The 24,534-nt window shown below is 71.7% G+C and carries 21 protein-coding genes; 11 read left to right on the top strand and 10 right to left on the bottom strand.

What is annotated here, in order from left to right; genetic code table 11:
• Window positions 1-165 precede the first annotated feature (165 nt).
• A complete protein-coding gene (locus tag RM704_RS35270; RefSeq protein WP_033527916.1) occupies window positions 166-2,679 on the top strand; it encodes a DEAD/DEAH box helicase in 2,514 nt (837 codons plus the stop codon).
• 19 nt (window positions 2,680-2,698) lie between these two features.
• A complete protein-coding gene (locus tag RM704_RS35265) occupies window positions 2,699-3,574 on the top strand; it encodes an acyl-CoA thioesterase (RefSeq protein WP_033527917.1) in 876 nt (291 codons plus the stop codon).
• Window positions 3,575-3,606: 32 nt separating this feature from the next.
• Here RM704_RS35265 and RM704_RS35260 read toward each other — a convergent pair whose 3' ends face one another.
• The 7 genes from RM704_RS35260 to RM704_RS35230 form a co-directional block, all read right to left on the bottom strand.
• On the bottom strand, window positions 3,607-4,650 hold the full coding sequence (locus RM704_RS35260; protein ID WP_033527918.1) for a DUF6397 family protein: 1,044 nt from the start codon (window positions 4,648-4,650) through the stop codon (window positions 3,607-3,609).
• Window positions 4,651-4,780: 130 nt separating this feature from the next.
• Window positions 4,781-5,194 (bottom strand): roadblock/LC7 domain-containing protein, encoded by a 414-nt coding sequence (locus RM704_RS35255; protein WP_033527919.1) that lies wholly within the window; start codon window positions 5,192-5,194, stop codon window positions 4,781-4,783.
• Window positions 5,195-5,418: 224 nt separating this feature from the next.
• Window positions 5,419-6,024, bottom strand: a complete 606-nt coding sequence (locus tag RM704_RS35250; protein ID WP_033527920.1) for a GTP-binding protein — start codon at window positions 6,022-6,024, stop codon at window positions 5,419-5,421.
• Between the two features lie 195 nt (window positions 6,025-6,219).
• Entirely contained in the window at window positions 6,220-6,636 is a 417-nt protein-coding gene (locus RM704_RS35245; RefSeq protein WP_033527979.1) for a DUF742 domain-containing protein, read from the bottom strand.
• Window positions 6,637-6,656: 20 nt separating this feature from the next.
• Window positions 6,657-7,094: a roadblock/LC7 domain-containing protein gene (locus RM704_RS35240; protein ID WP_033527921.1), complete on the bottom strand. Its 438-nt coding sequence runs from the start codon at window positions 7,092-7,094 to the stop codon at window positions 6,657-6,659.
• Complete coding sequence (locus tag RM704_RS35235; protein WP_033527922.1) at window positions 7,091-9,649, bottom strand: sensor histidine kinase; 2,559 nt, start codon at window positions 9,647-9,649, stop codon at window positions 7,091-7,093. Before RM704_RS35235 ends, RM704_RS35240 begins: the two co-directional genes overlap by 4 nt.
• Before the next feature lie 51 nt (window positions 9,650-9,700).
• Window positions 9,701-10,477: an MHYT domain-containing protein gene (locus RM704_RS35230; protein ID WP_033527923.1), complete on the bottom strand. Its 777-nt coding sequence runs from the start codon at window positions 10,475-10,477 to the stop codon at window positions 9,701-9,703.
• Window positions 10,478-10,629: 152 nt separating this feature from the next.
• Between RM704_RS35230 and RM704_RS35225 the strand changes: the two genes are divergently transcribed.
• From RM704_RS35225 to RM704_RS35215, 3 genes are all read left to right on the top strand, one after another.
• Window positions 10,630-11,229 carry a class I SAM-dependent methyltransferase gene (locus tag RM704_RS35225; RefSeq protein WP_033527924.1) on the top strand — a complete coding sequence of 200 codons (600 nt, stop codon included), beginning with the start codon at window positions 10,630-10,632 and terminating at the stop codon, window positions 11,227-11,229.
• 152 nt (window positions 11,230-11,381) lie between these two features.
• Window positions 11,382-11,678: a hypothetical protein gene (locus tag RM704_RS35220; protein WP_033527925.1), complete on the top strand. Its 297-nt coding sequence runs from the start codon at window positions 11,382-11,384 to the stop codon at window positions 11,676-11,678.
• 158 nt (window positions 11,679-11,836) lie between these two features.
• Window positions 11,837-12,694: a hypothetical protein gene (locus tag RM704_RS35215; protein WP_033527926.1), complete on the top strand. Its 858-nt coding sequence runs from the start codon at window positions 11,837-11,839 to the stop codon at window positions 12,692-12,694.
• 43 nt (window positions 12,695-12,737) lie between these two features.
• Here RM704_RS35215 and RM704_RS35210 read toward each other — a convergent pair whose 3' ends face one another.
• Window positions 12,738-12,926: a tail-anchor membrane protein gene (locus tag RM704_RS35210; protein ID WP_033527980.1), complete on the bottom strand. Its 189-nt coding sequence runs from the start codon at window positions 12,924-12,926 to the stop codon at window positions 12,738-12,740.
• A 186-nt stretch (window positions 12,927-13,112) separates the two neighbouring features.
• On the opposite strand from RM704_RS35210, the gene RM704_RS35205 reads away from it, so the two are divergent.
• Both RM704_RS35205 and RM704_RS35200 read left to right on the top strand, forming a co-directional pair.
• Window positions 13,113-16,037, top strand: coding sequence for an SCO1167/SCO6262 family helicase (locus tag RM704_RS35205; RefSeq protein ID WP_078937167.1), 2,925 nt, complete (start codon window positions 13,113-13,115; stop codon window positions 16,035-16,037).
• Window positions 16,034-17,335 (top strand): SWIM zinc finger family protein, encoded by a 1,302-nt coding sequence (locus RM704_RS35200; protein WP_033527928.1) that lies wholly within the window; start codon window positions 16,034-16,036, stop codon window positions 17,333-17,335. Before RM704_RS35205 ends, RM704_RS35200 begins: the two co-directional genes overlap by 4 nt.
• 18 nt (window positions 17,336-17,353) lie before the next feature.
• On the opposite strand, the gene RM704_RS35195 is transcribed toward RM704_RS35200, so the two are convergent.
• Together RM704_RS35195 and xylA are read right to left on the bottom strand one after the other, a co-directional pair.
• The gene (locus RM704_RS35195; protein WP_311592013.1) at window positions 17,354-17,641 is read right to left on the bottom strand and encodes a hypothetical protein; all 288 of its coding nucleotides are present in this window, start codon (window positions 17,639-17,641) and stop codon (window positions 17,354-17,356) included.
• A 488-nt stretch (window positions 17,642-18,129) separates the two neighbouring features.
• Window positions 18,130-19,296: a xylose isomerase gene (gene xylA / locus RM704_RS35190; protein ID WP_033527929.1), complete on the bottom strand. Its 1,167-nt coding sequence runs from the start codon at window positions 19,294-19,296 to the stop codon at window positions 18,130-18,132.
• A 145-nt stretch (window positions 19,297-19,441) separates the two neighbouring features.
• Here xylA and xylB point away from each other — a divergent pair, with 145 nt between their 5' ends.
• The 4 genes from xylB to RM704_RS35170 all read left to right on the top strand — a co-directional run bounded on the left by xylB (window position 19,442) and on the right by RM704_RS35170 (window position 24,451).
• Window positions 19,442-20,887, top strand: coding sequence for a xylulokinase (gene xylB, locus RM704_RS35185; RefSeq protein WP_033527930.1), 1,446 nt, complete (start codon window positions 19,442-19,444; stop codon window positions 20,885-20,887).
• 115 nt (window positions 20,888-21,002) lie between these two features.
• Window positions 21,003-22,211: an ROK family transcriptional regulator gene (locus RM704_RS35180; RefSeq protein ID WP_033527931.1), complete on the top strand. Its 1,209-nt coding sequence runs from the start codon at window positions 21,003-21,005 to the stop codon at window positions 22,209-22,211.
• A 271-nt stretch (window positions 22,212-22,482) separates the two neighbouring features.
• Window positions 22,483-23,082 (top strand): N-acetylmuramoyl-L-alanine amidase, encoded by a 600-nt coding sequence (locus RM704_RS35175; protein ID WP_033527932.1) that lies wholly within the window; start codon window positions 22,483-22,485, stop codon window positions 23,080-23,082.
• An 85-nt stretch (window positions 23,083-23,167) separates the two neighbouring features.
• Entirely contained in the window at window positions 23,168-24,451 is a 1,284-nt protein-coding gene (locus RM704_RS35170) for a GAF domain-containing protein (protein ID WP_033527933.1), read from the top strand.
• Window positions 24,452-24,534: the final 83 nt, after the last annotated feature.

Here is a 24,534-nt window from a genome sequence, read left to right as displayed (position 1 = left end):
GCCGTGCCCCGTCCCATTCCGTTCGTGCCGCTGTTCAGGCGCCTTGTGCCGCTGTCCAGTTGTCCAGGTGCGCTGACGCTGCGTCGGCGCCACAGCGTAGCGTTCGCGATCTTCGGTCCCGCAGCCGATTCCCCCATCGGGTGCGCGGGCAGGCAAGATGGGGGCGTGACCCTCATCGATCAGCTGCCGCGGACCGCCGACCCCGACGCCCTCTACGAAGCCTTCGAGTCGTGGGCCCAGGAACGCGGTCTCACCCTCTATCCGCATCAGGAGGAGGCGCTCATCGAGGTGGTCTCCGGCGCGAACGTGATCGTGTCGACACCCACCGGCTCCGGCAAGAGCATGATCGCGGCGGGCGCCCATTTCGCTGCCCTCGCCCGCGACGAGGTCACCTTCTACACGGCCCCGATCAAGGCGCTCGTCTCGGAGAAGTTCTTCGAGCTGTGCAAGATCTTCGGTACCGAGAACGTCGGCATGCTCACCGGCGACGCCTCCGTGAACGCCGACGCCCCCATCATCTGCTGCACCGCCGAGGTGCTGGCCTCCATCGCGCTGCGCGACGGCAAGCACGCCGACGTGGGCCAGGTCGTGATGGACGAGTTCCACTTCTACGCGGAGGCCGATCGGGGCTGGGCCTGGCAGATCCCGATCCTCGAGCTGCCGCAGGCCCAGTTCATCCTGATGTCGGCGACGCTCGGCGACGTCTCGATGTTCGAGAAGGACCTCACGCGGCGCACCGGTCGCCCGACCGCCGTGGTCCGCTCGGCGACCCGCCCGGTGCCCCTGTCCTACGAGTACGTGCTGACCCCGCTGACGGAGACGCTCACCGAGCTGCTCGCCACCAAGCAGGCTCCGGTCTACATCGTGCACTTCACGCAGGCGCAGGCCGTGGAGCGGGCGCAGGCGCTGATGAGCATCAACATGTGCACGCGGGAGGAGAAGGACCAGATCGCCGAGCTGATCGGCAACTTCCGCTTCACCACCAAGTTCGGCCGCAACCTCTCCCGTTACGTGCGGCACGGCATCGGCGTCCACCATGCCGGCATGCTGCCGAAGTACCGACGCCTGGTGGAGAAACTCGCGCAGGCCGGTCTGCTGAAGGTCATCTGCGGCACGGACACGCTCGGCGTCGGCGTCAACGTCCCCATCCGCACCGTGCTGTTCACCGCCCTCACCAAGTACGACGGCAATCGTGTGCGGACCCTGCGGGCCCGCGAGTTCCATCAGATCGCGGGTCGCGCGGGACGGGCCGGCTTCGACACGGCGGGCTTCGTGGTGGCGCAGGCACCCGAGCACGTCATCGAGAACGAGAAGGCCCTCGCCAAGGCCGGCGACGACCCGAAGAAGCGTCGCAAGGTGGTCCGCAAGAAGGCTCCCGAAGGGTTCGTCGGCTGGACCGACAACACCTTCGAGAAGCTCATCGCCTCCGATCCGGAACCGCTCACCTCCCGCTTCCGGGTCACCCACACGATGCTGCTGTCGGTGATCGCCCGGCCGGGCAACGCCTTCGAGGCGATGCGCCATCTGCTGGAGGACAACCACGAGCCCCGCAAGCAGCAGCTGCGGCACATCCGCCGCGCGATCGCGATCTACCGCTCGCTCCTCGACGGCGGCGTCGTCGAGAAGCTCGACCAGCCCGACGCCGAGGGCCGTGTCGTCCGGCTGACGGTCGATCTCCAGCAGGACTTCGCGCTCAACCAGCCGCTGTCCACCTTCGCGCTGGCCGCGTTCGAACTGCTCGACCCGGAGTCCCCGTCCTACGCCCTCGACATGGTGTCCGTCGTCGAGTCGACGCTGGACGACCCGCGGCAGATCCTCGCCGCCCAGCAGAACAAGGCACGCGGTGAGGCCGTGGCAGCGATGAAGGCCGACGGCGTCGAGTACGAGGAGCGCATGGAGCGGCTGCAGGATGTCAGCTACCCCAAGCCGCTGGAGGAGCTGCTCTTCCACGCGTACAACACCTACCGCAAGAGCCACCCCTGGGTCGGTGACCATCCGCTGTCGCCGAAGTCCGTGATCCGTGACATGTACGAACGGGCCATGTCCTTCACGGAGTTGGTGTCCCACTACGAGCTGGCCCGCACCGAGGGCATCGTGCTGCGCTACCTCGCCGGCGCCTACAAGGCCCTCGACCACACCGTCCCCGACGATCTGAAGTCGGACGATCTGGAGGACCTGATCGCCTGGCTCGGCGAGATGGTGCGCCAGGTCGACTCCAGTCTCCTCGACGAGTGGGAGCAGCTGGCGAACCCCGAGGAGATGACGGCCGAGGAGGCCCAGGAGAGGGCCGACCAGGTCAAGCCGGTCACCTCCAACGCGCGTGCCTTCCGGGTGCTCGTCCGCAACGCCATGTTCCGCCGCGTCGAACTGGCCGCGCTCGACCACGTGGACGAGTTGGGCGAGATGGACGCCGAGTCCGGCTGGGACGCCGAGCGGTGGGGCGAGGCGATGGACAAGTACTGGGACGAGTACGAGGAGCTCGGCACCGGTCCCGACGCCCGTGGCCCGCGGCTGTTGATGATCGAGGAGGAGTCGCAGAACGGGCTGTGGCGCGTCCGGCAGACCTTCGCCGACCCGAACGGCGATCATGACTGGGGCATCAGCGCGGAGGTCGACCTCGCGGCCTCCGACGCCGAGGGACGCGCCGTCGTCAAGGTCACCGACGTCGGTCAGCTGTGAGCACAGGAGAGGCCAGCACATGACGACCAACCCCGCCGAGCGGCTCGTCGACCTGCTCGACCTGGAGCAGATCGAGGTCAACATCTTCCGCGGTCGCAGCCCGCAGGAGTCCCTGCAGCGGGTCTTCGGCGGCCAGGTCGCCGGCCAGGCGATGGTCGCCGCCGGACGCACCACCGAGGGCGACCGGCCCGTGCATTCGCTGCACGCGTACTTCCTTCGCCCCGGCCGTCCCGGGGTGCCGATCGTGTACCAGGTCGAGCGGGTGCGGGACGGGCGGTCGTTCACCACGCGCCGAGTCACCGCCGTGCAGCAGGGCCGCACGATCTTCAATCTGACCGCCTCCTTCCACAAGCCTGAAGAGGGGAGCTTCGAGCATCAGCTGCCGCCGGCCCGCAAGGTGCCGGACCCCGAATCGCTGCCGACGGTGACGCAGGAGATCAGTGAGCATCTGGGCACGCTCCCCGAGCAGTTGGAGCGCATGGCCCGGCGTCAGCCCTTCGACATCCGGTACGTCGACCGGTTGCGCTGGACGGCCGAGGAGATCGAGCACGCCGAGCCGCGCAGCGCGGTGTGGATGCGCGCCGTGGGTCCCCTCGGTGACGACCCGCTCGTGCACACGTGCGCGCTGACGTACGCCAGCGACATGACGCTCCTGGACGCCGTACGTATCCCGGTGGAGCCTCTGTGGGGGCCCCGTGGGTTCGACATGGCGTCGCTGGACCACGCGATGTGGTTCCACCGGCCGTTCCGCGCGGACGAGTGGTTCCTGTACGACCAGGAGTCCCCGATCGCCGTCGGCGGCCGCGGACTGGCCCGCGGCCGTATCTACGACCTGGAGGGACGTCTGCTCGTGTCGGTCGTCCAGGAAGGGCTGTTCCGTAAGCTCGGCGCCTGACGGCAGGCGGACCGGATGCCTGACCGGCGCGCTCAGTGGTGACCGCGTCGGAGCCAGCCCAGCAGCCCGCGTCGCCCCTCGGGAGCCGTCCCGGCGCCGGGTCGGCCTTGCCCGGGACGCCGTCGGCCCCGGCGCGGTCGCGGTGTAGGTCGCGCTGTCCCGACGGGCGTCTCGTGCCAGGCCGCCGACTGCGGCACCTTCCGGCGGGCCCTCGGGGCGAGTCGATGCGCTCGGGCCTCGACGAGGGACTGTTGGAGGTCCGTCCGCAGCCACGCGATCTCATCGGGGTCGTCCGCGGTCATGATCCGCGCGGTGATCCTCGCGGCGGGCGAGTCGGGCGTCCCGTGGTCGGCTCGTGCGGGCCGGTGGAAATGCAGGTGTGCACGTTCATAGGGGTCCTGGACGATCTCGGCCACCTGGATCGGGTCGAGCAGGGAGGCCACAGCGGCCGCCCGGCTCCAGGGGTCGTCGGCGTGCCTCAGCAGGAATCCGAGGTGGCGCCCTCGCCAGTTCCGGGGGCGCAGGTCCAGCCCCGCGTCCAGCCGGCGCCTGAGGTCCTCCGGGATACGGCCCGTCAGCCAGGGGGCGTTCCTCTCGTCGGCCGCGAACTGCCGTAGCTCCGCCGCCAGATAGACCCAGATCACGGTGCGGTAGCGGTTGAGTGAGAACTTGACCGGTGTGAGCAGGCCCAGTCGCGCGAGACGCATGAACCGGGTGGGCGGCACGCCCAGGATCTCGGCGGCTGCCTTCGATCCCACGGCCTCGACCCGTTCCCGCAGGGCCCCCGGGAAGCCCTTCTCGGCACGGAGCCGGTCGATCTCCGCCTGTGTGATGCGACGGCCTCCGCCTCCGTCGTCGACGACCGTTCGCAGGCTGCCCAGTTGTACGGCGAGGTCGAGTTCGCTTCGTTTCAGGCCCAGTTCGCGGGCTGCTCGGCCCAGTGCCAGGGTGCCATCGGCCGGGCCGGCCGGTGCGGGAGCCCCGCGTCGTGTGGTGAGCGTGGTGAGTGTGGTGGGCTCGGTGATCGTGGTGTGCGCGGTACGCGTGGCGGATTGCGTGACGGTGTCGCCGGACATGACGGTTCTCCCCCGTGCGGTGTGGTGCTCGCGCTGGTCTGGCGCTCGCCTCGGGAAAAACCGTAGCCCGTTCGCGGAGAGTCGTGGCGGGCCTGTGGATAACTCGGCCCCCAACAGAGAAACCCGCAGGTCAGCGGTCCATCGCGGCCGAGCGTTCGGGGTGCCTGGCATCCACGCGGAGGTGTTCCCCGACGCGGTTCACCAGCAGGGTCATCTCGTAGGCGATCTGGCCGATGTCCGCTTCCGCCGCGCTGAGGACGCACAGGCAACTGCCCGGCCCGGCGGCGATGACGAAGAGGACCGCGTCGTCGAACTCGATCATTGTCTGGCGCACGTCACCGGCACCGAAGTGGCGACCCGAGCCCTTGGCGAGGCTGTGCAGACCCGACGAGACCGCGGCCAGGTGTTCGGAGTCCTCGCGCCTCAGCCCGGTGCTGGCCGCGGTGACCAGTCCGTCGTTGGACAGGACCAGCGCGTGCCGTATGGGTTCCACGCGTTCGGTCAGGTCGTCCAGCAGCCAACCGAGTCCCGCGTTCTGCGACATCGTTCGCACTCCCCGTTTCGTCGTTCCCCCGGACGCGGAGGATCCGACGATTCAGCCTTCCCCACCGCTGCGGTCGGAGCAAGCAGGATCGGAACATGGCAGGGAAGATGACCGACAAGGCATGCCGGTCCTTCCGCGCGAACAGCGACAACGGGTGCTTCCCCACCCGAAACAGCGGTGTCAAGGCACAGGATCCGGCCAGGGTCAGGCGTGTTGCCGTCGGCTCAGCTCACGGAGTCGAGCAACCGGGCGGTGTGCATCCGTCCCGCGTACTCGACGAGCCGTATCAGCACCTCCTTGCCGGAGTCGCGGTCCCTGGCGTCGCAGAGGACCACGGGGGTGCCCTGATCGAGGTCGAGGGCGCGTGAGACGTCCTGGGCACCGTGGGCGCGCGCCTCCGAGAAGCAGTTGACGGCGACCACGAAGGGGATGTTCCGGTGCTCGAAGTAGTCCACGGCCGGGAAGCAGTCCTGCAGTCGCCTCGTGTCCGCGAGGACGACGGCACCCAAGGCCCCTTGCGCCAACTCGTCCCACAGGAACCAGAACCGGTCCTGTCCGGGTGTGCCGAACAGGTAGAGGGAGAGCCCCGACCTGATGGTGATGCGGCCGAAGTCCATGGCGACGGTGGTGGTGACCTTCTGGTCCACGCCGTCGGTGTCGTCCACCGACTGGCCCACCTCGCTCAGGAGTTCCTCGGTGCGCAGCGGTTTGATCTCGCTGACGGCGCCGACCAACGTGGTCTTGCCGACGCCGAATCCGCCGGCGACGAGGATCTTCAATGCCAGGGCGCCCGTGTCCCCGTCTGTCTCGTCGGAGTGCTCGGAGAGCATCGATCACTTCTCTCGGGAGTGTCGGGTGTGTCGGCCATGGTCGACATGGCTACGGCTGTGAGGAGTCAGCATCTTGGCAACTGCCGCCCGTGCGTGGGGCGTTGGATCGGTATTTCATGTCACCGACCGCTTGTGCTCGTTCGGTGCCGGGTTGGATCGCAAGTCGGTACGGGCCGGAACGGTGTGCGTGTTCATCTACAGCGCCCTCAGCCCTGCGATCACCTCGCGCAGGATCCGTTCGTCCGGCAGTTGCGCGGGCGGCACGGGGCGGCTGACGGTGACTCGTCCCCCCTCCAGGAGGTCCCCGAGGAGGACCCGCACAACGCCGACGGGCAGGTCGGAGCCGGCGGCGAGTTCGGCGACCGACTGGGTCTCGGTCCGGCACAGTTCGAGGAGCGCGCGGTGTTCCGGGCCGAGCAAGGTGTCGTCGGCGGCGGATGCGCCGGTGTCGAGCGAGATCAGGGCGATCAGGTCGAAGCGGCTCCCGCCGGGGCCGGGCCTGGTGCGTCCGCCCGTCATGGCGTAGGGGCGGACGAGCGGCCCGGCCTCGTTGTCGTACCAACGGCTGCCCTGCGGTTCGTGCGGGGCGCCGGCGCCCCTGCTTTCGGTCATGAGCACGACCCGTCCCCGGTTCAGTCGGCCGTGGGCGGGCGTGCGCCGGCGCGGGTCGGTGTGCGGAGGTGCTCGCCGACGCGTTTCACCAGCCGTGCCATCTCGTACGCCACCAGCCCGATGTCGGCCGATGCGGAGGTGAGGAGGGCGAGGCAGGAACCGTCTCCGGCGGCTGCCACGAAGAGGAATCCCTCGTCCATCTCCACCATCGTCTGCCGTACGCCCCCGGCGCCGAAGTGACGGCCCGTGCCCTTGGCGAGACTGTTGAAGCCGGAGGCGACCGCGGCGAGATGCTCGGCGTCCTCGCGCCTGAGGTCGCTGGAGGCGCCGACCGCCAGTCCGTCGTTGGACAGGACCACGGCGTGCCGCACCTCGTGCACGCGCATGACCAAGTCGTCCAGCAGCCAGTCGAGTTCACCGGACCGCTCGGTGGCCCTGGTCCTCGGGTCCTGGATCATGCGGGGTCTCCTTCGCTGCTGTCGCTGCCCGTCGTGGGGCCGTTGCCGACTCCTCTGCCGGGTGCCCTGCCGCCACCGCGTGCCCAGCCGTCGCGATAGGCCGCCATACGGTCCCTGACGAGCTCCGGGGTGCGCTCGACGTCCGCTCCGGGGGGCGTCGCCGACGCGGGCTGTCCGTCGTGTCGCTCGCGCAGTTGGGGGGCGAGGTGCGTCTGGCGCACGCGGCGCGGCAGTTCATCTGTGCTGTCCGGTTCCGGCGGTCGGCGCTGCGGCCGCAGGGTGGTGACGCCGGCCGGACTCTCGGGCGGGCCGTCCCCCGTGCTCCGTCCCGCGGGGGCGACGGGCGCGATCGGGGCGCGCCGGTCCCTCGCCTGGTCGACGGGTTCCTGGTACGGGGCCGCGGTCACGTGCGCGTACTCGCGTTCCTCGGGCTGCGGAGGTGCTTCGGCTGAGGCTGCGGTGGAGGTCTCGGTGGAGGCTTCGATGGAACGTTCCCGCATGCCGCTGTGCATCAGGCTGGTGGGGAGGAGGACCACGGCCGTGGTGCCGCCGTAGGGGGAGGTCCTCAGGTGGACCTTGATGCCGTGGCGGGCGGCGAGGCGGCTCACGACGAACAGGCCGAGCCGATCGCTGTCGAACAGGTCGAGGGCCTCGGACTGTTCGATTCGGCGGTTGGCCTCGGCGAGCGTCTCCTTGCCCATGCCCAGGCCCCGGTCCTCGACCTCCAGGGCGTAGCCGTTGCCGACCGGTTCCCCGGTGACCCGCACGCGCGTGTGGGGTGGTGAGAACTGGGCGGCGTTCTCCACGAGTTCCGCGAGGAGGTGGGTCAGGTCGGCGACCGCGGTGCCGGTGATCTTCGCTTCCGGGAGTTGCCGCAGTTCCACGCGCGCGTAGTCCTCGATCTCGGAGACGGCCGCCCGGACCACGTTCGTCAGGGACACGGGCATGCGCCAGGCACGCCCCGGGGCGGCACCGGAAAGGATGATCAGGCTTTCCGCGTGGCGTCGCATGCGCGTGGTCAGGTGGTCGAGGCGGAAGAGGTCGCTGAGTTCGTCGGGATCGTCGGAGCGGCGCTCCATGCTGTCGAGCAGAGCGAGTTGGCGGTGCACGAGGATCTGGCTGCGGCGGGCGAGGTTGACGAACACCCCGGAGATGCCGCTGGCGAGTTCGGCGCGCTCGACCGCCGCGCGGAGGGCCGCGCGGTGCACGGTGCCGAGGGCCTCGGCGACCTGACCTGTCTCGTCCTCCGCAGGTGGGCCGGTCGGTGCCTCGGTGTCGACGTCGATCTCCTCGCCGGCGCGCAGTCTGCGCATCGCGTGCGGCAGTTTGCGGCGGGCGATCTCCAGGGCGCCGTTGCGCAGGCTCACCAGCTCGACGACCAGAGCGCGTCCGATGCGTACGGAGATGACGAGGGAGGCGGCGACCGCGGCGAGGCCGAGGAGCACGGCGACCCCGGCCGGGGTGAGCAGTGCGCGGGTGAACGGGTCGGCCCGGTCGGCGACTTCGCGTCCGGCGTCCGCTTCGATGTCGCGCATGTCCTTCCGCACGCGCGCGTGGGCGGACTCCCAGGCTGCTGCGGGGACGGCGTGGAGCACCTTGGTTCCGGGGTGGCTCGCGAGCACCTCGTCCTCGAGGGCGCGCAGGTCGGCGTAGGCGTCTCCTCCTGCGAGTTCCTGCCACGCGACGCGTTCCGGGCCGCGTAGGTCCGCGCCGGCCGCTTCGGTCAGGGTGCGGCGCGTGTCGACGGCTCCGGTGAACAGGCGCAGCCGCTCGCGGTCGAGGGTTCCGGCGATGTGGGCTCCGGACAGGAGCGTGTTCTCCTGCGCAAGTGCCTCGCCCGCGCGGGAGAACTCGAGCAGCACGCGCGCGTCGGAGCCGAGTTCGGCGTCCTGGATGCCGGTGAGCGCACCGCCGACGCCGAAGGCCGTGGAGACGGCCGTCGTGTACCGCTCGTACGTCTCGGCCCAGCCGCTGCGGCGGTCGAGGACCGCGGTCCGCAGTGTTCGCAGGTGGTCGGCGCCGGTCACGAAGGCGGCGAGGCGTTCGGACACACCTGCGGGCAGGTCGGTGCCGTCGGCGACGGTGTGGCGGTCTCCCAGGCGCAGGGCGTCCACCGCCCGGTCGGTGCGCCGGGTGAGTCCGCGCAGCGCGCTCTCCCGCTCTGGGGAGGGCCCGGTGACGTACCGTACGGCGGCCGCGCGTTCGGCCTGGAGCGCCGCGACGGCGTCGGCGACCGGGCCGCGTACGGAGGCGTCGACGCGTTGCAGCTGGCGGTAGCGGGCGACGTCCTGGGCGGTGGTGACGGTGGCGTACGCCCACAGCGCGAGCAGGGAGACGACAGGCACCATCAACAGGCAGACGATCTTGGCCCGGACGGTGCGGGGGCGCAGGTGCCGACGTCCCGCGCGGGTGGGTGGGCCGGTCGTCGGGGCGCCGGTGCCGTCGGTTGCGAGGGGCTCGTCGGCCGGTGGTCCGGCGTGGGCGCGGCGTCCGCGTCTCGCCGGCTGGGGCGACGCCTCGGCAGCGGCGGTCGGGGTCCTGCGGGGTGTACGCATGGCCTCCTCGATCAGGGGTTCGGGGGCGGACTTGGAGAACCCTCTTCGCGGCTAGTGGGCGGCGGCGTTCTCGACCGGCCGCTGGGCCGACGCGGATGCCTCACGCTCCCCGGCCGTCGGCGACAGTGCGACGAACGCCGAGGTGAGGAAGAGATAGGACCCGAGGCCGACGGCGAGGGGGAAGATGAACTGCATCGCCGTGGCCCCGGGCAGGACCGCCGTGGACGGGGTGACCTCCACGCGCACCGCCCACATCGCTGTGTAGTGCATGCTGCTCACCGCTCCGCCCATGACGAGTGAAGCGACGGTGACCGCGATGGGCGACCTGATGTTGAGTGCCGCCCAGAGGGCGGCGGTCGCCGCGACCACCGCGATCGCGACGGAGAGGGCGACGAGTGCCGGATCGTAGGTGACCTCGCCGTGCAGCCGTACGGCCGCCATCCCCAGATAGTGCATGCTCGCCACGCCCAGACCGGTGGTGAGCCCGCCCAGCAGAAGCGCCCGGGCGCGGTCCCGGCTGTAGCCGACGGCGAAGACGCCGGCGCAGACCACGAGCATGGCGACCACGAGGCTCAGGACGGTCAGTGGGACGTTGTAGCGGATCTCGGTGCCGCTGACGCCGAAGCCGAGCATCGCCACGAAGTGCATGGTCCAGATGCCGGTGCCGATCGCCGACGCCGCGGTGATCAGCCAGTTGCGGCGGGACCTGCCGGTGGTGGCGAGTGCGCGGACCGTGCAGCGCAGTCCGAGGGCGGCGCCGATGCAGGCCATGGCGTACGACAGTGCGGGGGTCAGCCAGCCGAAGGTGGCGTGGTCCAGGTGTCCCATGGCCCCGGGACGCTAGTGGGGGCATGGGAGCACGGAGGGGGCGCATTTCTAAAGCTGCTGGAATGTGGCGCATATATGCACAGGAACGATCGCCTCCCGCCCGAACATGCGCGTCATCCCGTCCCCCGCTCCGGTGAGGGATCATGCGGAGCATGAGCGACGACCACACACACGTCCAGGAGTTCTTCACGGCACGGGCGGACCACTGGGACGCCCGCTTCCCCGACGACGGGCCCGCCTATGCCGCCGCGGTCACCGAGCTGGGCCTGCACGAGGGCGACCGGGTGCTGGACGCGGGATGCGGTACGGGACGGGCCCTGCCGGCGTTGCGCACTGCCGTGGGCGCCTCGGGAGTGGTCCTCGGCGTCGACCTGACCCCCGCCATGCTGGCAGCCGCCGTACGGGCCGGGCGGGACCGTGACGGGCGGCTGGTGCTCGCGGACGTCGGCCGCCTGCCGCTGCGTACGGAGTCGCTCGACGCGGTTTTCGCCGCGGGGCTCGTCGCACACCTCCCGAGCCCCGCGGAGAATCTGCGGGAGTTGGCCAGGGCGGTCAGGCCGGGCGGCACTCTGGCGCTCTTCCACCCCATCGGCCGGGCGGCGCTCGCCGCGCGCCAGGGGCGGCAGATCACCCCGCGGGATCTGCGCGCCGAGGCGAATCTGGGGCCGCTGCTGGCAGGTTCGGGCTGGCGCATGACGTCCTACGCCGACGAGGACGCCCGCTTCCTGGCGCTCGCCAAGCGCGTGGGCTGAGCCCTGCCGCGGCCCTGGTGGATCGCGCCGAGCAGCGTCCTGAATGCGCCGTTCGCCGCGCTTCACCCGGCCCTCCCCCTTCTGTCGCCGCAGATCCGTCTCTACGTTGGATAGGACGAGCTGTGATACCGACGCGGGGGTAGGTAATCCATATGTTCGACAGCGTTCGCAAGTCCTTCGGCAGACTCCTCGACTCGTGGGGCGCGGAGGCCACCGCGCAGAAGACGAAACGCACGCACAACCTGTTCGAGGCGGCCGCCGTCTACATAGCGGCGTGCGCCGAGGACGATCAGGACCAGATCGACGAGGCCGCCACCTGGGTGTCGCCCGAGGCCCTGTCGTTCGGAGTGAGCGAGCTGGCGTGCCGTGCGGTGATCGCCCTCGCACGGGAGCGCGACGAGTCGCCGCAGACGGTCGCGCGGTCACTGCTGGGCCTGCCCGCCGCCTGAACGAGTGAGGGTCTCCGGTCGTTTCGCCCCTGTCCACCCGGATACCTGCAGCTCGCCCCGGATATCCGCAGCTCCGCACGGGGTTCCCGCTCGTGACAAGGGCACGCCGGGCGCATTAGGGTGCGCCGACGGACGAGCGAGAGCGATGGGAGGCCTGCATGGCCGGGACGGACGAGGACGCCGTCACCGCCGGGGACGACGACGCGCTGTACGTGCTGACGGCGGTACTGCTCACGCCCGCGAACTTCCCCAGCGTGCTGGGCGACGACTACCCGGAGGCCTGCGCGGCCCTGGGCCTCGCACCGCTCGCGGACGGTTACGGGATCGTCCTGGGCCAGGACGGCGAAGGAGCCAGGTGGACGGTGGCGGTCGACGACGTGTCGCTGGTCGCCGTGGCCATCGCGTCGTGGGACTGCGGCATGGAGTACGACCTGTCGCCCGACGAGGACTCCGTCGTGGCAGCGCTGCCGGGCTGGCCTCTGGCGGTCGCTGTCGCGGCCCCGGGGGTGCCCGCTCCGCACGACCCCGATCCCGAGGTCTCGGACCGGCCTCCGCTGAGCCCGCCGGACACCGGCATCTGGGGCCCCGCCCAGCGTCGTCTGGGCGCCGACGAGATCGCTCTGCAGTGGGCCATGTGGCGGGAGCAGATCGACGACGCCGCGTTCGCCGGGCAGGACGGCTCGGACCGGGCGGCGTCCGGCGACACGACGGAAGCCGCAGCGGGTGCCGGGAAGGACGACGGTGCTCCTCGCACGGGTATCCGCCGCGTGCTCGCGGAGGCGCGCGCCTACGTGGAGTCCCCTCCGCCTCTCGGGCGGGTCCGCTCCTCGTTCGCGCCGGGCGGCGCGCGGACGCTCCGTGCCGACGGCCCCGGCTGGTCGATGGTGGCCAGGACCGACGACATCGCGTTCGTCCTTCTCGACGAGGAACCCGGAGAGGTACTGCCGGTGGGCAGGGGCCCGGAACTGCCCGGTCTTCTGGAGTCGCTCGACAAGATCGCCGTACGCCCGAACTGATTGCGTGTGCCGCACCGGCCCGCGCGGGCGGGCCGGTGGCACGTCAGCGGCCGAGCTCCTTGCGGCCGGTGCGGCGCAGCCTGCGCCGCTGCGAGGGGTCCAGCGCCAGGTACGCGACTGTGGGGATCCCCAGGACTATCAGGAGATTGGCCCAGAAGGGGAACGGCAACAGGATCAGCAGGACGATCCCGAGTGCCGCACCCCCTGCGACGATCTTCGTACTCTTCGACATCTCCGTCGCCTCCTTCGCGGCCACTGCCGCTCTCTGTCCTGAAAACGGGATCGGAGTCCCCGCGGTTCCGGACCGCGACCCTGACATGCCCCTGAGTCGAACCCCCGTACAACCCTGAGATGCCCTCGTCACCGCACGGGAAAAGTGACCCACGTCACTCCACAAGGTATCGGGAAGAGGTTTGAGATGAGGTATCCTCGGCGATTCTGCCTTCCAGTAGTCAAATTTGAGGAGTTCAGCATCCCTGTGCCGACGAACCCCGTGGCAACCCTCCCCGAAGTTTCCGAACTGGCCCGATGCCCTGCCGTCTTCGTGGCCGCGGACCCCGCCCGCACCGGTCACGTCGCCTTCTGGCGACCGGACGGCTCCGCACCGTCCCTGGTCGCCCACGGGTACGACGGGGAGCTGACGCTCGCGCTGCCCGGCGACCGTGGCGTCCGACGGGTCACGGTGCCCGTCGTGTCGCTCCCGGTGCACGCCGCGCTTCCGGTTCTCACGCGCGCGCGTGCCACCACCGGCGCCCACCGGTCGACGGCTTTCTGGGGCGCCGCCACCCTACTGGGGCTCCAGTTCGCCGCGCGAGGCCTGCTGCTGCCCGGCGTCACCGCGAGCGGACAGGACGCCTGGCGGGCGGGGCCGCTGCGGGCGGAGGACCTGGACCGGGTCAGGGAACTGGCCGCCGCGATGCCGCCCGAGGCGCACGCCCTGCCGGTGGACCACGGCGAGCCGCCCCGGCTGCCCGATCCGGAGCGGCTGCTGCGCGCGTTCCTCGACGCCGTCGTGGACTCGCTGCCGCGCTCCCCCGCCGCGAGCGTCGCGACGGGCGGCCCGGCCTTCGCCGCCCGTGATCCGCGGTTCGTTCCCGAACAGCGCGCCTGGGCCGCCGACGTGGCCGCCGGACACGACGCCGGGGTCCGTGTGTCACTGCGTGTCGAGATTCCCGGGCTCGCCTCGCTCGGGGCCGACGACCCGGCCGGGACGAGGCCGGCGTTCCGTGTCGTCCCTCAGCTGCACAGCGTGAGCGACCCGACGCTCGTCGCGGACGCCTCCGCGGTGTGGGCCGACGCGGCCGCCTTCGGGCCGCGCGCGCGGATGGACGCCCTGCTGGCGCTGCGCCGCGCCGCCCGCGCCTGGGCCCCGCTCGGCCCGCTGCTGTCGGCAGCCGTGCCGGACGCCGTGGAACTCGCCGACGAGGAGGTCACCGCACTGCTCGGCGAAGGCGCCCGGCTGCTGGCGACGGCCGGTGTCGACGTGCACTGGCCCAGGGAACTGGCCCGCGGGCTGACCGCCCGCGCGGTCATCGGCCCACCGGACGACGACGGGCAGGGCCCGGGCAGCAACGTGTCGGACACCCCGTCGTACCTGTCCGCCGACGCGCTGCTCGCCTTCGACTGGTGGTTCGCGCTGGGCGATCAGCGGCTCACCCGGGAGGAGCTCGACCTGCTCGCGGAGGCGAACCGCCCCATGGTGCGACTGCGTGACCGGTGGGTCCTGGTGGATCCGGAGGAGATCCACCGCGCCCGTGCGCAGCAGGACCGCAAAGTGTCACCCGTCGACGCGCTCAGTGCCGCTCTGACGGGCTCGACGGAGGTCGACGGCCGAACGGTCGACGTGCTGCCCACCGGGTGGCTGGCGACGCTGCGGGAACGGCTGTCGGACCCCGAGGGGCAGGAATCGGTCGGGCAGCCGTCCGCGCTCGCCGCGACGCTGCGGGACTACCAGCTGCGGGGGCTCGACTGGCTGGCCCGGATGACCTCCCTGGGACTCGGCGGCTGTCTCGCCGACGACATGGGGCTCGGCAAGACGATCACCCTGATCGCTCTGCATCTGCACCGGCAGTCGGACGCCTCCTCCGCGGGCCCCACCCTCGTGGTCTGTCCGGCGTCCCTGATGGGCAACTGGCAGCGGGAGATCGAGAAGTTCGCCCCGGGCGTGCCGGTGCGCCGCTTCCACGGATCCCGGCGCGGTCTGGACGGGCTCGCCGACGCGGAGTTCGTGCTCACCACGTACGGCACGATGCGGCTCGACGCACCGCGCCTCGCCGACGTGCCCTGGGGCCTGGTCGTGGCCGACGAGGCGCAGCACGTGAAGAACCCCTACTCGGCCACGGCGCGGGAACTGCGCACCATCGGGGCACGCGCGCGCGTGGCCCTTACCGGCACTCCGGTGGAGAACAACGTGTCCGAACTGTGGGCGATCCTCGACTGGACCACTCCGGGTCTCCTCGGCCGGCTCAGCACCTTCCGCACCCGGTACGCGCAGGCCGTCGAAGCCGGTCGGGACCCTGCCGCGGCGGAGCGGCTCTCCCGGCTCGTACGGCCGTTCCTGCTGCGCCGCCGCAAGTCGGACCCGGGCATCGCGCCGGAGCTCCCGCCGAAGACCGAGACCGACCGTGCCGTGTCGCTCACCAGGGAACAGGTGGGGCTGTACGAGGCGTTGGTCCGCGAGACCATGGCGGAGATCGCCGCCGCCGACGGCATGGAGCGACGGGGACTGATCGTGAAGCTGCTGACCGGGCTCAAACAGATCTGCAACCACCCCGCCCAGTTCCTCAAGGAGGAGAAGCCGCGGATCCCGGGCAGATCGGGGAAGTTGGAGCTGCTGGACGAACTGCTGGACACCATCCTCTCCGAGGGGGCGAGCGTTCTGGTCTTCACGCAGTACGTCCGGATGGCCCGGCTGCTGGAACGTCACCTGGCGGCACGCGGGGTGCCCACCCGCTTCCTGCACGGCGGGACACCGGTCCCCGAGCGCGAGGCGATGGTGGAACGCTTCCAGGAAGGCGAGGTTCCGGTCTTCCTGCTGTCGCTGAAGGCGGCCGGCACGGGTCTGAACCTGACGCGGGCCGAGCATGTCGTGCACTACGACCGCTGGTGGAACCCGGCCGTCGAGGCGCAGGCCACGGACCGGGCGTACCGCATCGGACAGACACGGCCGGTACAGGTGCACCGGTTGATCACGGAGGGCACGATCGAGGACCGCATCGCGGACATGCTGCTGCGCAAGCGGGAGTTGGCCGACGCGGTGCTGAGCGCCGGCGACACGGCGCTGACCGAGCTGTCCGATGCGGCACTGGCCGATCTGGTGGAGCTTCGAGGGGACGCGCGATGACGGAACGCACGGGACATGCCGAAGAGCGCACGTTCGCCGCACTGGCTCCCGTACGGGGCGGGGGTTTCGCACGGACGTGGTGGGGGCGGGCCTGGTTGAAGGCGCTCGAGGACGCGGCGCTGGACGGGCAGCAGGTGAAGGTCGGGCGCCGGCTGGCGCGCGCGGGGGCCGTGGGCGCGGTGTCGGTGCGCCCCGGGCGCGTCACCGCGGTCGTCCAGGACCGCGACGGCACCGGCCACCGTGCCGACGTCCTGCTTCAGGAACTGTCCGGGGAGCACTGGGACCGTCTTCTGGACATGGCGGTCGAGCGGGCCGGGCATGTCGCCGCCCTGCTCGACCGTGAGATGCCACCGCACCTGGTGGAGGACGCCGCGACGGCCGGAGTGGAGCTGCTGCCCGGGCTCGGTGATCTGGAGGCGGAGTGCGACTGCGGTGCCTGGGACCACTGCGGACACACCGCGGCGCTCTGCTACCAGGTGGCCCGCCTGCTGGATCAGGACCCGTTCGTCCTGCTGCTGATGCGCGGCCGTACGGAAGGTGCGCTGCTGGACGAACTGCACGTGCGGGCAACCGTGCCCGCGGCGGGCGGCGAGGAGGCGATGAACGACCTCCGCAGCAGCCTCGCGGACAGCCACAGTGACGGTGTGGACGCCGCGGAGGCGTTCGCGGCGGGGGAGGTCCTCCCGCCGCTGCCCGAGCCGCCCGCGCTGCCGGTGGAGCCCGGCCTGCCGCCCTCCCTGGACAGCGAGACCACGCCCGCGCCGGGACTCGACCCGACGGCGCTCGAGTTCCTGGCGGCGCAGACGGCCATGGAGGCACACCGGTTGCTGGCCGAGGCTCTCCACCCCGGTCATGAGCAGCAGCCCCTGGGCGACGAGTTGCCGTTCCACCAGGACGTGGTGCGCCTGGCGGCCGGTGCGCCGGGGACGAGCATCGCGGCGCGTCTCGGCGAGGGTTCCGGGCGTGGCCGGGAAGGACTGGCGCTCGCCGTCCGCGCCTGGCGGTACGGCGGGGCGGCCGGTCTCGCCGTGCTGGACGAGGAGTGGCACGTACCGGCGGAGTCGCTCGCACGCGCGCGTGCCGCTGTGGAGACGGCGTGGGACGAGGGCGAGCGCCCTTCGCTGCGGTCCACTCACAACCGTTGGACCGTCGTGGGTGGGTCGGCCCAACTCCGCCTCGGACGGGACGGCCGCTGGTGGCCCTACCGCAAGGAGCGGGGTCGCTGGGCACCGGCCGGCCCGGCAGCCCATGATCCTGCGACGGCACTGGCTGCCGTCGCCGGCGAACCCGACGACTGACACCTCGGAGCGGTTCCGTCACCCGGTGTGGCCGACCGGGTCCGGGAAGAGTGGGTCCAGGTCGCCGGGCAACCCGGTCGGGAATCCGCTGGGCAGATCGCTGGGGAAACCACTGGGCAGATCGCTGGGAAGCCCGGAGGGCAGTGTCGGAAGGTCGCTGGGCAGCCCTGAGGGGAGGCTCAGCGACGGGGTCGGCGAAGAACTCGCACCGCCACCGGTCCCGCTCGACGGCTTCTCGTCCGGCGACCCCGCGCCCCGGCCGGCCACCAGCGCCACGGCGAGGACGGCGCCGAGGGTGACGAGCACGGCCAGTGCGATGAGCGCGAGCCTGCGACGTCCGTCGGGAGCGGGTCCACCGGGCGGATCGGGTGGCAGGCGGCCCCCGCCCTGACCCGGGGGCCGCCTGCCACCGCCTCCCCCGGGCGGATCACCCGGAGGCGGACCGAAACCCCCTGGCGGGGGCCCGAACCCTCCGCCGTTCGACGGCGGTGTGCCGTCCGGCGATCGGGGCGGCTGGGACGGTGGCGGCGGCATGCCCATACCGTCCAGAGTCCCCGCGAAACGGCCAAGGCGCGAGCCCCGTACGGAAGTTGATAGGGCCCACACCGTGGGTCGCGCGATTCCGGAGATTTACGCACGGAAACCGACGAGGTAGGGCGTCGGAGTCGACCTTGACGGTCACCGGCGGAAAGAGGGGCCCTCACCGCCTCGGCCTCGGCTTGCTTCTGAGCTTGAGCTGCCTTGCGGTTGGAGCTTCGGCTTCGGCTTCGACTCGAAGGGCCCCACGCGCGTGATCAGCCGCGCGCGCCCAGCAGGTGGTCCATCGCCAGCTGGTCGAGCTGTTCGAAGGCCATGCCGCGAGCGGCGGCGGCCTCGGCGTCGAACTCCTCGAAGGCCGTCCGGTCCGCGAGCAGCGCCTGCAGGCCGTCGGCGGCCGTGGGCTGCGCCAGCTGGTCCAGCCGCGCGGCACGCAGCGCCTCCTGGACCGCCGGGTCCGCGCGGAAGGCGGCCGCGCGCTCCTTGAGGATGAGGTAGTTGCGCATGCAGCCCGCGGCCGACGCCCACACGCCGTCGAAGTCCTCGGTGCGCGGCGGCTTGAAGTCGAAGTGCTTCGGCCCCGCGTAACCGGCGCTCTCCAGCAGGTCGACCAGCCAGAAGGCGGAGCGCAGGTCGCCCGCGCCGAAGCGGAGGTCCTGGTCGTACTTGATACCGGACTGGCCGTTGAGGTCGATGTGGAAGAGCTTGCCCGCCCAGAGGGCCTGCGCGATGCCGTGCGGGAAGTTCAGCCCGGCCATCTGCTCGTGTCCGACCTCGGGGTTCACGCCGTACAGCTCCGGGCGCTCCAGGCGCTCGATGAAGGCCAGGGCGTGACCGACCGTGGGGAGCAGGATGTCGCCGCGCGGCTCGTTCGGCTTGGGCTCGATCGCGAACTTCAGGTCGTAGCCCTGGGAGGTGACGTATTCGCCGAGGAGGTCGAAGGCCTCCTTCATGCGGTCGAGCGCGTCCCGGACGTCCTTGGCGGCACCGGACTCGGCGCCCTCACGGCCACCCCAGGCGACGTAGATCTTGGCGCCGAGCTCGACCGCCAGGTCGATGTTGCGGATCGTCTTGCGCAGCGCGTACCGGCGGACGTCGCGGTCGTTGGCAGTGAACGCACCGTCCTTGAAGACGGGGTGCGTGAAGAGGTTGGTGGTGGCCATGGGCACGGTCATGCCGGTCGTGTCCAGGGCCGCGCGGAAGCGCTTGATGTGCTCCTCGCGCTCGCTGTCCGAGGACCCGAAGGGGATCAGGTCGTCGTCGTGGAAGGTCACACCGTAGGCACCGAGCTCCGCCAGGCGCTGCACCGTCTCGACCGGGTCGAGGGCGCGCCGGGTGGCGTCGCCGAACGGGTCCCTTCCCTGCCAGCCGACGGTCCACAGGCCGAAGGTGAACCTGTCGTCCGGGGTGGGTTGGTAGTTCATGCCGCGGCTCCTTGCGCTCCGACTATTTCGTCATGGCGATTTACAAATTAGTATGCGGACGCGTCTCTGGGAAGACAAGATGTCGCCGGACGGAGGCGTCAGCCGCGTCAGCGGCGGTCACGAGCCGCGTGAGAAGGAGAGCCCGATGTCAGCTGCCGAGGGTCCGCTCGTCGTCGGTGTGGACTCGTCCACACAGTCCACCAAGGCCCTGGTCGTCGACGCGTCGACCGGTCGGGTCGTGGCGAGCGGGCAGGCGCCGCACACCGTGTCCTCCGGGGCGGGTCGGGAGAGTGACCCCCGCCAGTGGTGGGACGCGCTGTGCGAGGCGCTGCACCAGTGCGGGGAGGCGGCGCGCGAGGCCTCGGCGGTGTCGATCGGCGGTCAGCAGCACGGCCTCGTCACCCTCGACGCGCAGGGCGAGCCGGTGCGGCCGGCGCTGCTGTGGAACGACGTGCGCTCGGCGCCGCAGGCGGTCCGACTGGTCGAGGAACTGGGCGGCGCGAAGGCCTGGGCGGAGCGCGCCGGCAGCGTGCCGGGGCCGTCCTTCACCGTGACGAAGTGGGCCTGGCTGGCCGAGCACGAGCCCGAGGCCGTCCGTGCGACCACCGCCGTCCGCCTGCCGCACGACTACCTCACCGAGCGCCTCACGGGCCAGGGCACGACCGATCGCGGCGACGCCTCCGGCACGGGCTGGTGGGCGTCGGCGACGGAGGCGTACGACGCCGAGGTGCTCGCCCATGTCGGGCTGGACCCGGCGCTGCTGCCCCGTGTCGTCCGGCCGGGCGAGGTCGCCGGGACCGTACGGGACGCCCACGAGCTGCCGTTCGCCAAGGGGACCCTGGTCGCCGCCGGTACGGGCGACAACGCGGCCGCCGCGCTGGGCCTCGGACTGCGCCCCGGCACCCCGGTGCTGAGCCTGGGCACCTCGGGCACGGTGTACGCGGTCTCCAGGCACCGCACGGCGGATCCGACCGGCACGGTGGCGGGCTTCGCCGACGCGCACGGGGACTGGCTGCCGCTGGCCTGCACCCTGAACTGCACCCAGGCCGTCGACCGGGTGGCCGCCCTGCTGGGCCTCGACCGCGAGTCCGTGGAACCCGGCACGGACGTCACGCTCCTCCCCTACCTGGACGGCGAGCGCACCCCGGCCCTGCCGCACGCCTCGGGTCTGCTGCACGGGCTGCGCCACGACACGACCGGCGGACAACTGCTGCAGGCCGCGTACGACGGCGCCGTCCACTCACTGCTCGGCGCCCTTGACCTGGTGCTCGACTCCGACGCGGACACCTCCGTACCGCTGCTGCTCATCGGCGGGGGCGCGCGGGGCACCGCCTGGCAACAGACCGTGCGCCGCCTCTCCGGGCGTGCCGTGCAGGTCCCCGAGGCCAGGGAGCTGGTCGCGCTGGGGGCCGCCGCACAGGCCGCCGGGCTGCTCACCGGCGAGGACCCGGCCGCGGTGGCCCGCCGCTGGGACACCACCCGGGGGCCGGTGCTGGAGGCCGTGGAGCGGGACGAGGAGACGCTCACCAGGATCTCCCGGGTGCTGTCCGACGCCGCACCGCTGCTGGAAAGCGGACCGGACAGCGACTGACCGGCGAGGGGGTGTCCCCAGTGGGAAAATCCGATTCCGGCATGATCTACAGGGCACGGACAGGAAACCGCACAGGAACACCCACCGGGACGCACCGACGGGAGCCGAGGGAGGCATGACCGCACCACCGCACGAAACCCGCCCCAGCGGCTCCGGCCGCCGTCTGCCCGACAACCAGCAGGGCATGCGGCGCCGCAACCTCTCCCGGGTCATGCACACCCTCAACGCCGAGGGGCCGCTGTCCCGAGCCGCCGTCGCCTCGCACATCGGCCTGACCCGGGCCGCCGTGTCGACGCTGGTGGACGAGCTGATCCGTTCGGGACTCCTGGAGGAACTGGGTCCCGAGCGCCCCGGCCGGGTCGGACGGCCCGGTTCGGCGCTCGCCCTCAGTGGACGCGGCCCCGCCGGTATCGGCGCGGAGATCGGTGTCGACCACCTCGCGGTCTGCGCCGTGGATCTGCGGGGTGAGGTGCGGGCTCGGGCGGTGCGGCACGGCACCCATCGCGGCCGGGCGCCGGAGCCGGTCATAGCGGAGCTGACCGAGCTCGTCCGCCGCGTCGTCGCCGAGGCGGAGGGCGAGGGCCTGTGGCCCGCCGGGCTCGCCGTCGCGGTGCCCGGGCTGGTCGCGAGCGACGCCCGCACGGTGGTTCGGGCCCCCAACCTCGACTGGCACGACACGGACCTGGGCGCCCTGTTGCCCGCCGGCCTGCCGGTGACCGTGGACAACGAGGCCAACTTCGGCGGTCTCGCGGAACTCTGGCTCGGTGACGACACACCGCTCGACTTTCTGCACGTCTCCGCAGAGATCGGCATCGGCGGCGCGGTCGTCGTGGACGGTCGGCTGCTCCGCGGAACACGTGGATTCGCGGGCGAGTTGGGGCATGTTCCCGTCCGGCCGGAAGGACCGGACTGCGCGTGCGGTGGACGGGGCTGCCTGGAGCAGTACGCCGGTGAGGAAGCCGTACTCCGGGCGGCCGGACTGGAACCGGGCGAACACCGTGTCGAGTTCCTCGCCGAGCGGGCCGCCGCCGGCGACAAGGACGTGCACCGGGCCCTGCGGGGCGCCGGCACAGCGCTCGGTGTGGCACTGACCGGCGCGGTGAATCTGCTGGACCCGCAGACCGTCGTGCTGGGCGGCGCCCTGGCCGCCCTCGCGCCCTGGCTGCTGCCCTCGCTGGAGCGCGAGTTGGCGCGACGGACGGCCGGTCCGGCGTGTTCCGTGACCGTGTCCCGGCTGGGGTCGGAGGGCCCGCTGCTGGGTGCGGCCCACTCGGTGGTGCGTGGGGTGCTGGACGATCCGGCGACGGTCGGGGTGCGGCCGTAGCTCTGCGGAAGCGGTCATGGGCTGCGCCGATGCGCAGGCCGACGCCGCCCTCGACCGGACTCCGCAACGCACCCGTTCCCTCTGCCGGGTGACGAAGTTATCCACAGCTCGCCGGTTTTCCACCGTTTTCCACACGCTCGGACAGCCCGTCCGCCAGTCGCCGTACCGTGATCCACGTGAGGCGCAGCCATTCGACCTGCGGCTGCGTCTTCGCTCACGGATACGAACCGACCAGCACATGCCCCACTCCCGACCGGAAAGGCACAGCCACATGGAGCGAGCCAGGCCGTTGCCGAGCAGACGGCGGCTGCTGCAGGGCACCGCCCTCGCCGCGATCCCCTACGCGTTGCTCCCGAGCCCCCGGGCAGGCGCCCAGTCGCCGCCCCTCGACCACGCACCCGCCCGATGGGAACCGGCGAGCCCGGCCAACTACACCGCGGCCGACCGTCCGGCCGGTCAACCCATCGACCTGGTGATCATCCACGTCACGCAGACCACGTACAAGAACACCCTGCCCGTCTTCTGGAACCCGGCGAAACAGGTCTCCGCGCACTACCTGCTCCGGTCGGCCGACGGGCGCGTCACCCAGTGCGTCCGCGAACGCGACATCGCCTGGCACGCCGGCAACTGGGACTACAACGCACGAAGCATAGGCATCGAGCACGAGGGCTGGATCGACCGGCCCGAGTACTTCACCACCGCCATGTACGAGCAGTCCGCGGCACTCACAGCGGCGATCTGCGACAGGCACGGCATCCCCAGGAACCGCGCGCACATCATCGGCCACTACGAGGTGCCGGGCACCGACCACACCGATCCGGGGCCGCACTGGGACTGGGACCGCTACATACGCCTGGTCGACGCCGCCTGAGGTCGAGGGAGCGCGCGGCTTGTCCGGGTGCGGGTCCGGCGGTGACGATGGGTTCCAGCCGTGAGCGCGTGTCCGGGAGGCCGAGTTGACCGATCCTTGGGTGGCTCTGGAGCCGGGAGCCGACCCCGTCGAGCGGGGACGGGTGCTGCGTCGCGCGCATGAGGCGTTCACACAGCGGGGCACGGTGGGGCGACCGGTGCGTTCCGTGGTGGCGGACTCCTGGCGGCGTTCGGCGAAGGCGGGTGTGGGACCGGAGGGCACCGCCAGGGTGGAACTGACGGACGGCGACCTCGGTTCCTATCGCGCGGAGCATCCGCTGGCCCGAGTGATGCCGTTGGTCCGCGAGTTGCTGGGCACGTTCGCGTCGGACGGTGAACATCTGCTGGCCGTCTGCGACGCGCAGGGCAGACTGCTGTGGGTGGAAGGAGACGCGGCGACCAGACGGCGGGCCGACCGGATGAATTTCGTCCCCGGTGCGCGGTGGGCGGAGTCCGCGGTCGGCACGAACGCTCCGGGGACCGCGGTCGCCGTGGACCGGCCCGTGCAGGTGTTCGCGGCCGAGCACTTCATACGGCGGGTGCAGCCGTGGACGTGCGCGGCGGCGCCGGTGCACGATCCACGCACGGGGCGGGTGCTCGGTGCGGTCGACATCACCGGCGGCGACGGCCTGGCTCATCCGCACAGCCTCGGCTTCGTCCAGGCGGTCGCCAGGGCGGCCGAGTCCCAGCTCGCCCTGCTCACTCCGCCCGGCGCGTCGACGAACGCGCTCGAACTGGCCGCCCTGGGGCGGGACGAGGCCCAACTCCTGGCCCGTGGGCGGAAGATCAGGCTCAGCCGTCGGCACAGCGAGATCCTGGTGCTGCTCGCCCGTCACCCGGAGGGACTGTCCGGCGACGAGCTGCTCTGCGCGCTGTACGAGGACGAGTCGGTGACGCCGGTGACGTTGCGGGCCGAACTGGCGCGGCTGCGCCGTCTCCTCGGGTCGGGGTTGCTGGGGTCACGGCCGTATCGGCTGTTGGTTCCCGTCGAGTCCGATGTGGCGGTGGTGGAACGGAGACTGGAGACGGGTGCGGTGACGGCGGCCGCGTCGGCGTACGCGGGCCCGCTGCTGCCGGGCTCGCAGGCACCGGCCGTCGCACGGCTGCGGCGCAGGCTCGCCGACGGCCTGCGGTCGGCGCTGATAGCCGTACACGACCCCGACCTCCTGGCGGACTGGGCGCACGCCCCATGGGGTGAGGACGACCTGGAAGTGTGGCGGGCGCTGGCAGCCGTCCGCCCCACTCCGGCCGTACGGTCCCGGCTGCGCGAGCTGGAGTCGGAACTGTCGGCGCCACCGGCATGGGGGCGCCCTCGGGCCCGGCGACCGTGAGGGACTGCCACCGGGCTGACTGGCGGACCGACCGGCCGACCGACCGGCTGGCGGGGTTGCCTGGTGCTGCGGCGCCCACGGTC

Origin of the sequence: Streptomyces gottesmaniae (assembly GCF_031845845.1) — a bacterium.
Taxonomy (GTDB): Bacteria; Actinomycetota; Actinomycetes; order Streptomycetales; family Streptomycetaceae; genus Streptomyces; species Streptomyces akebiae.
This window is presented reverse-complemented; position numbering and strand designations above follow the sequence as displayed.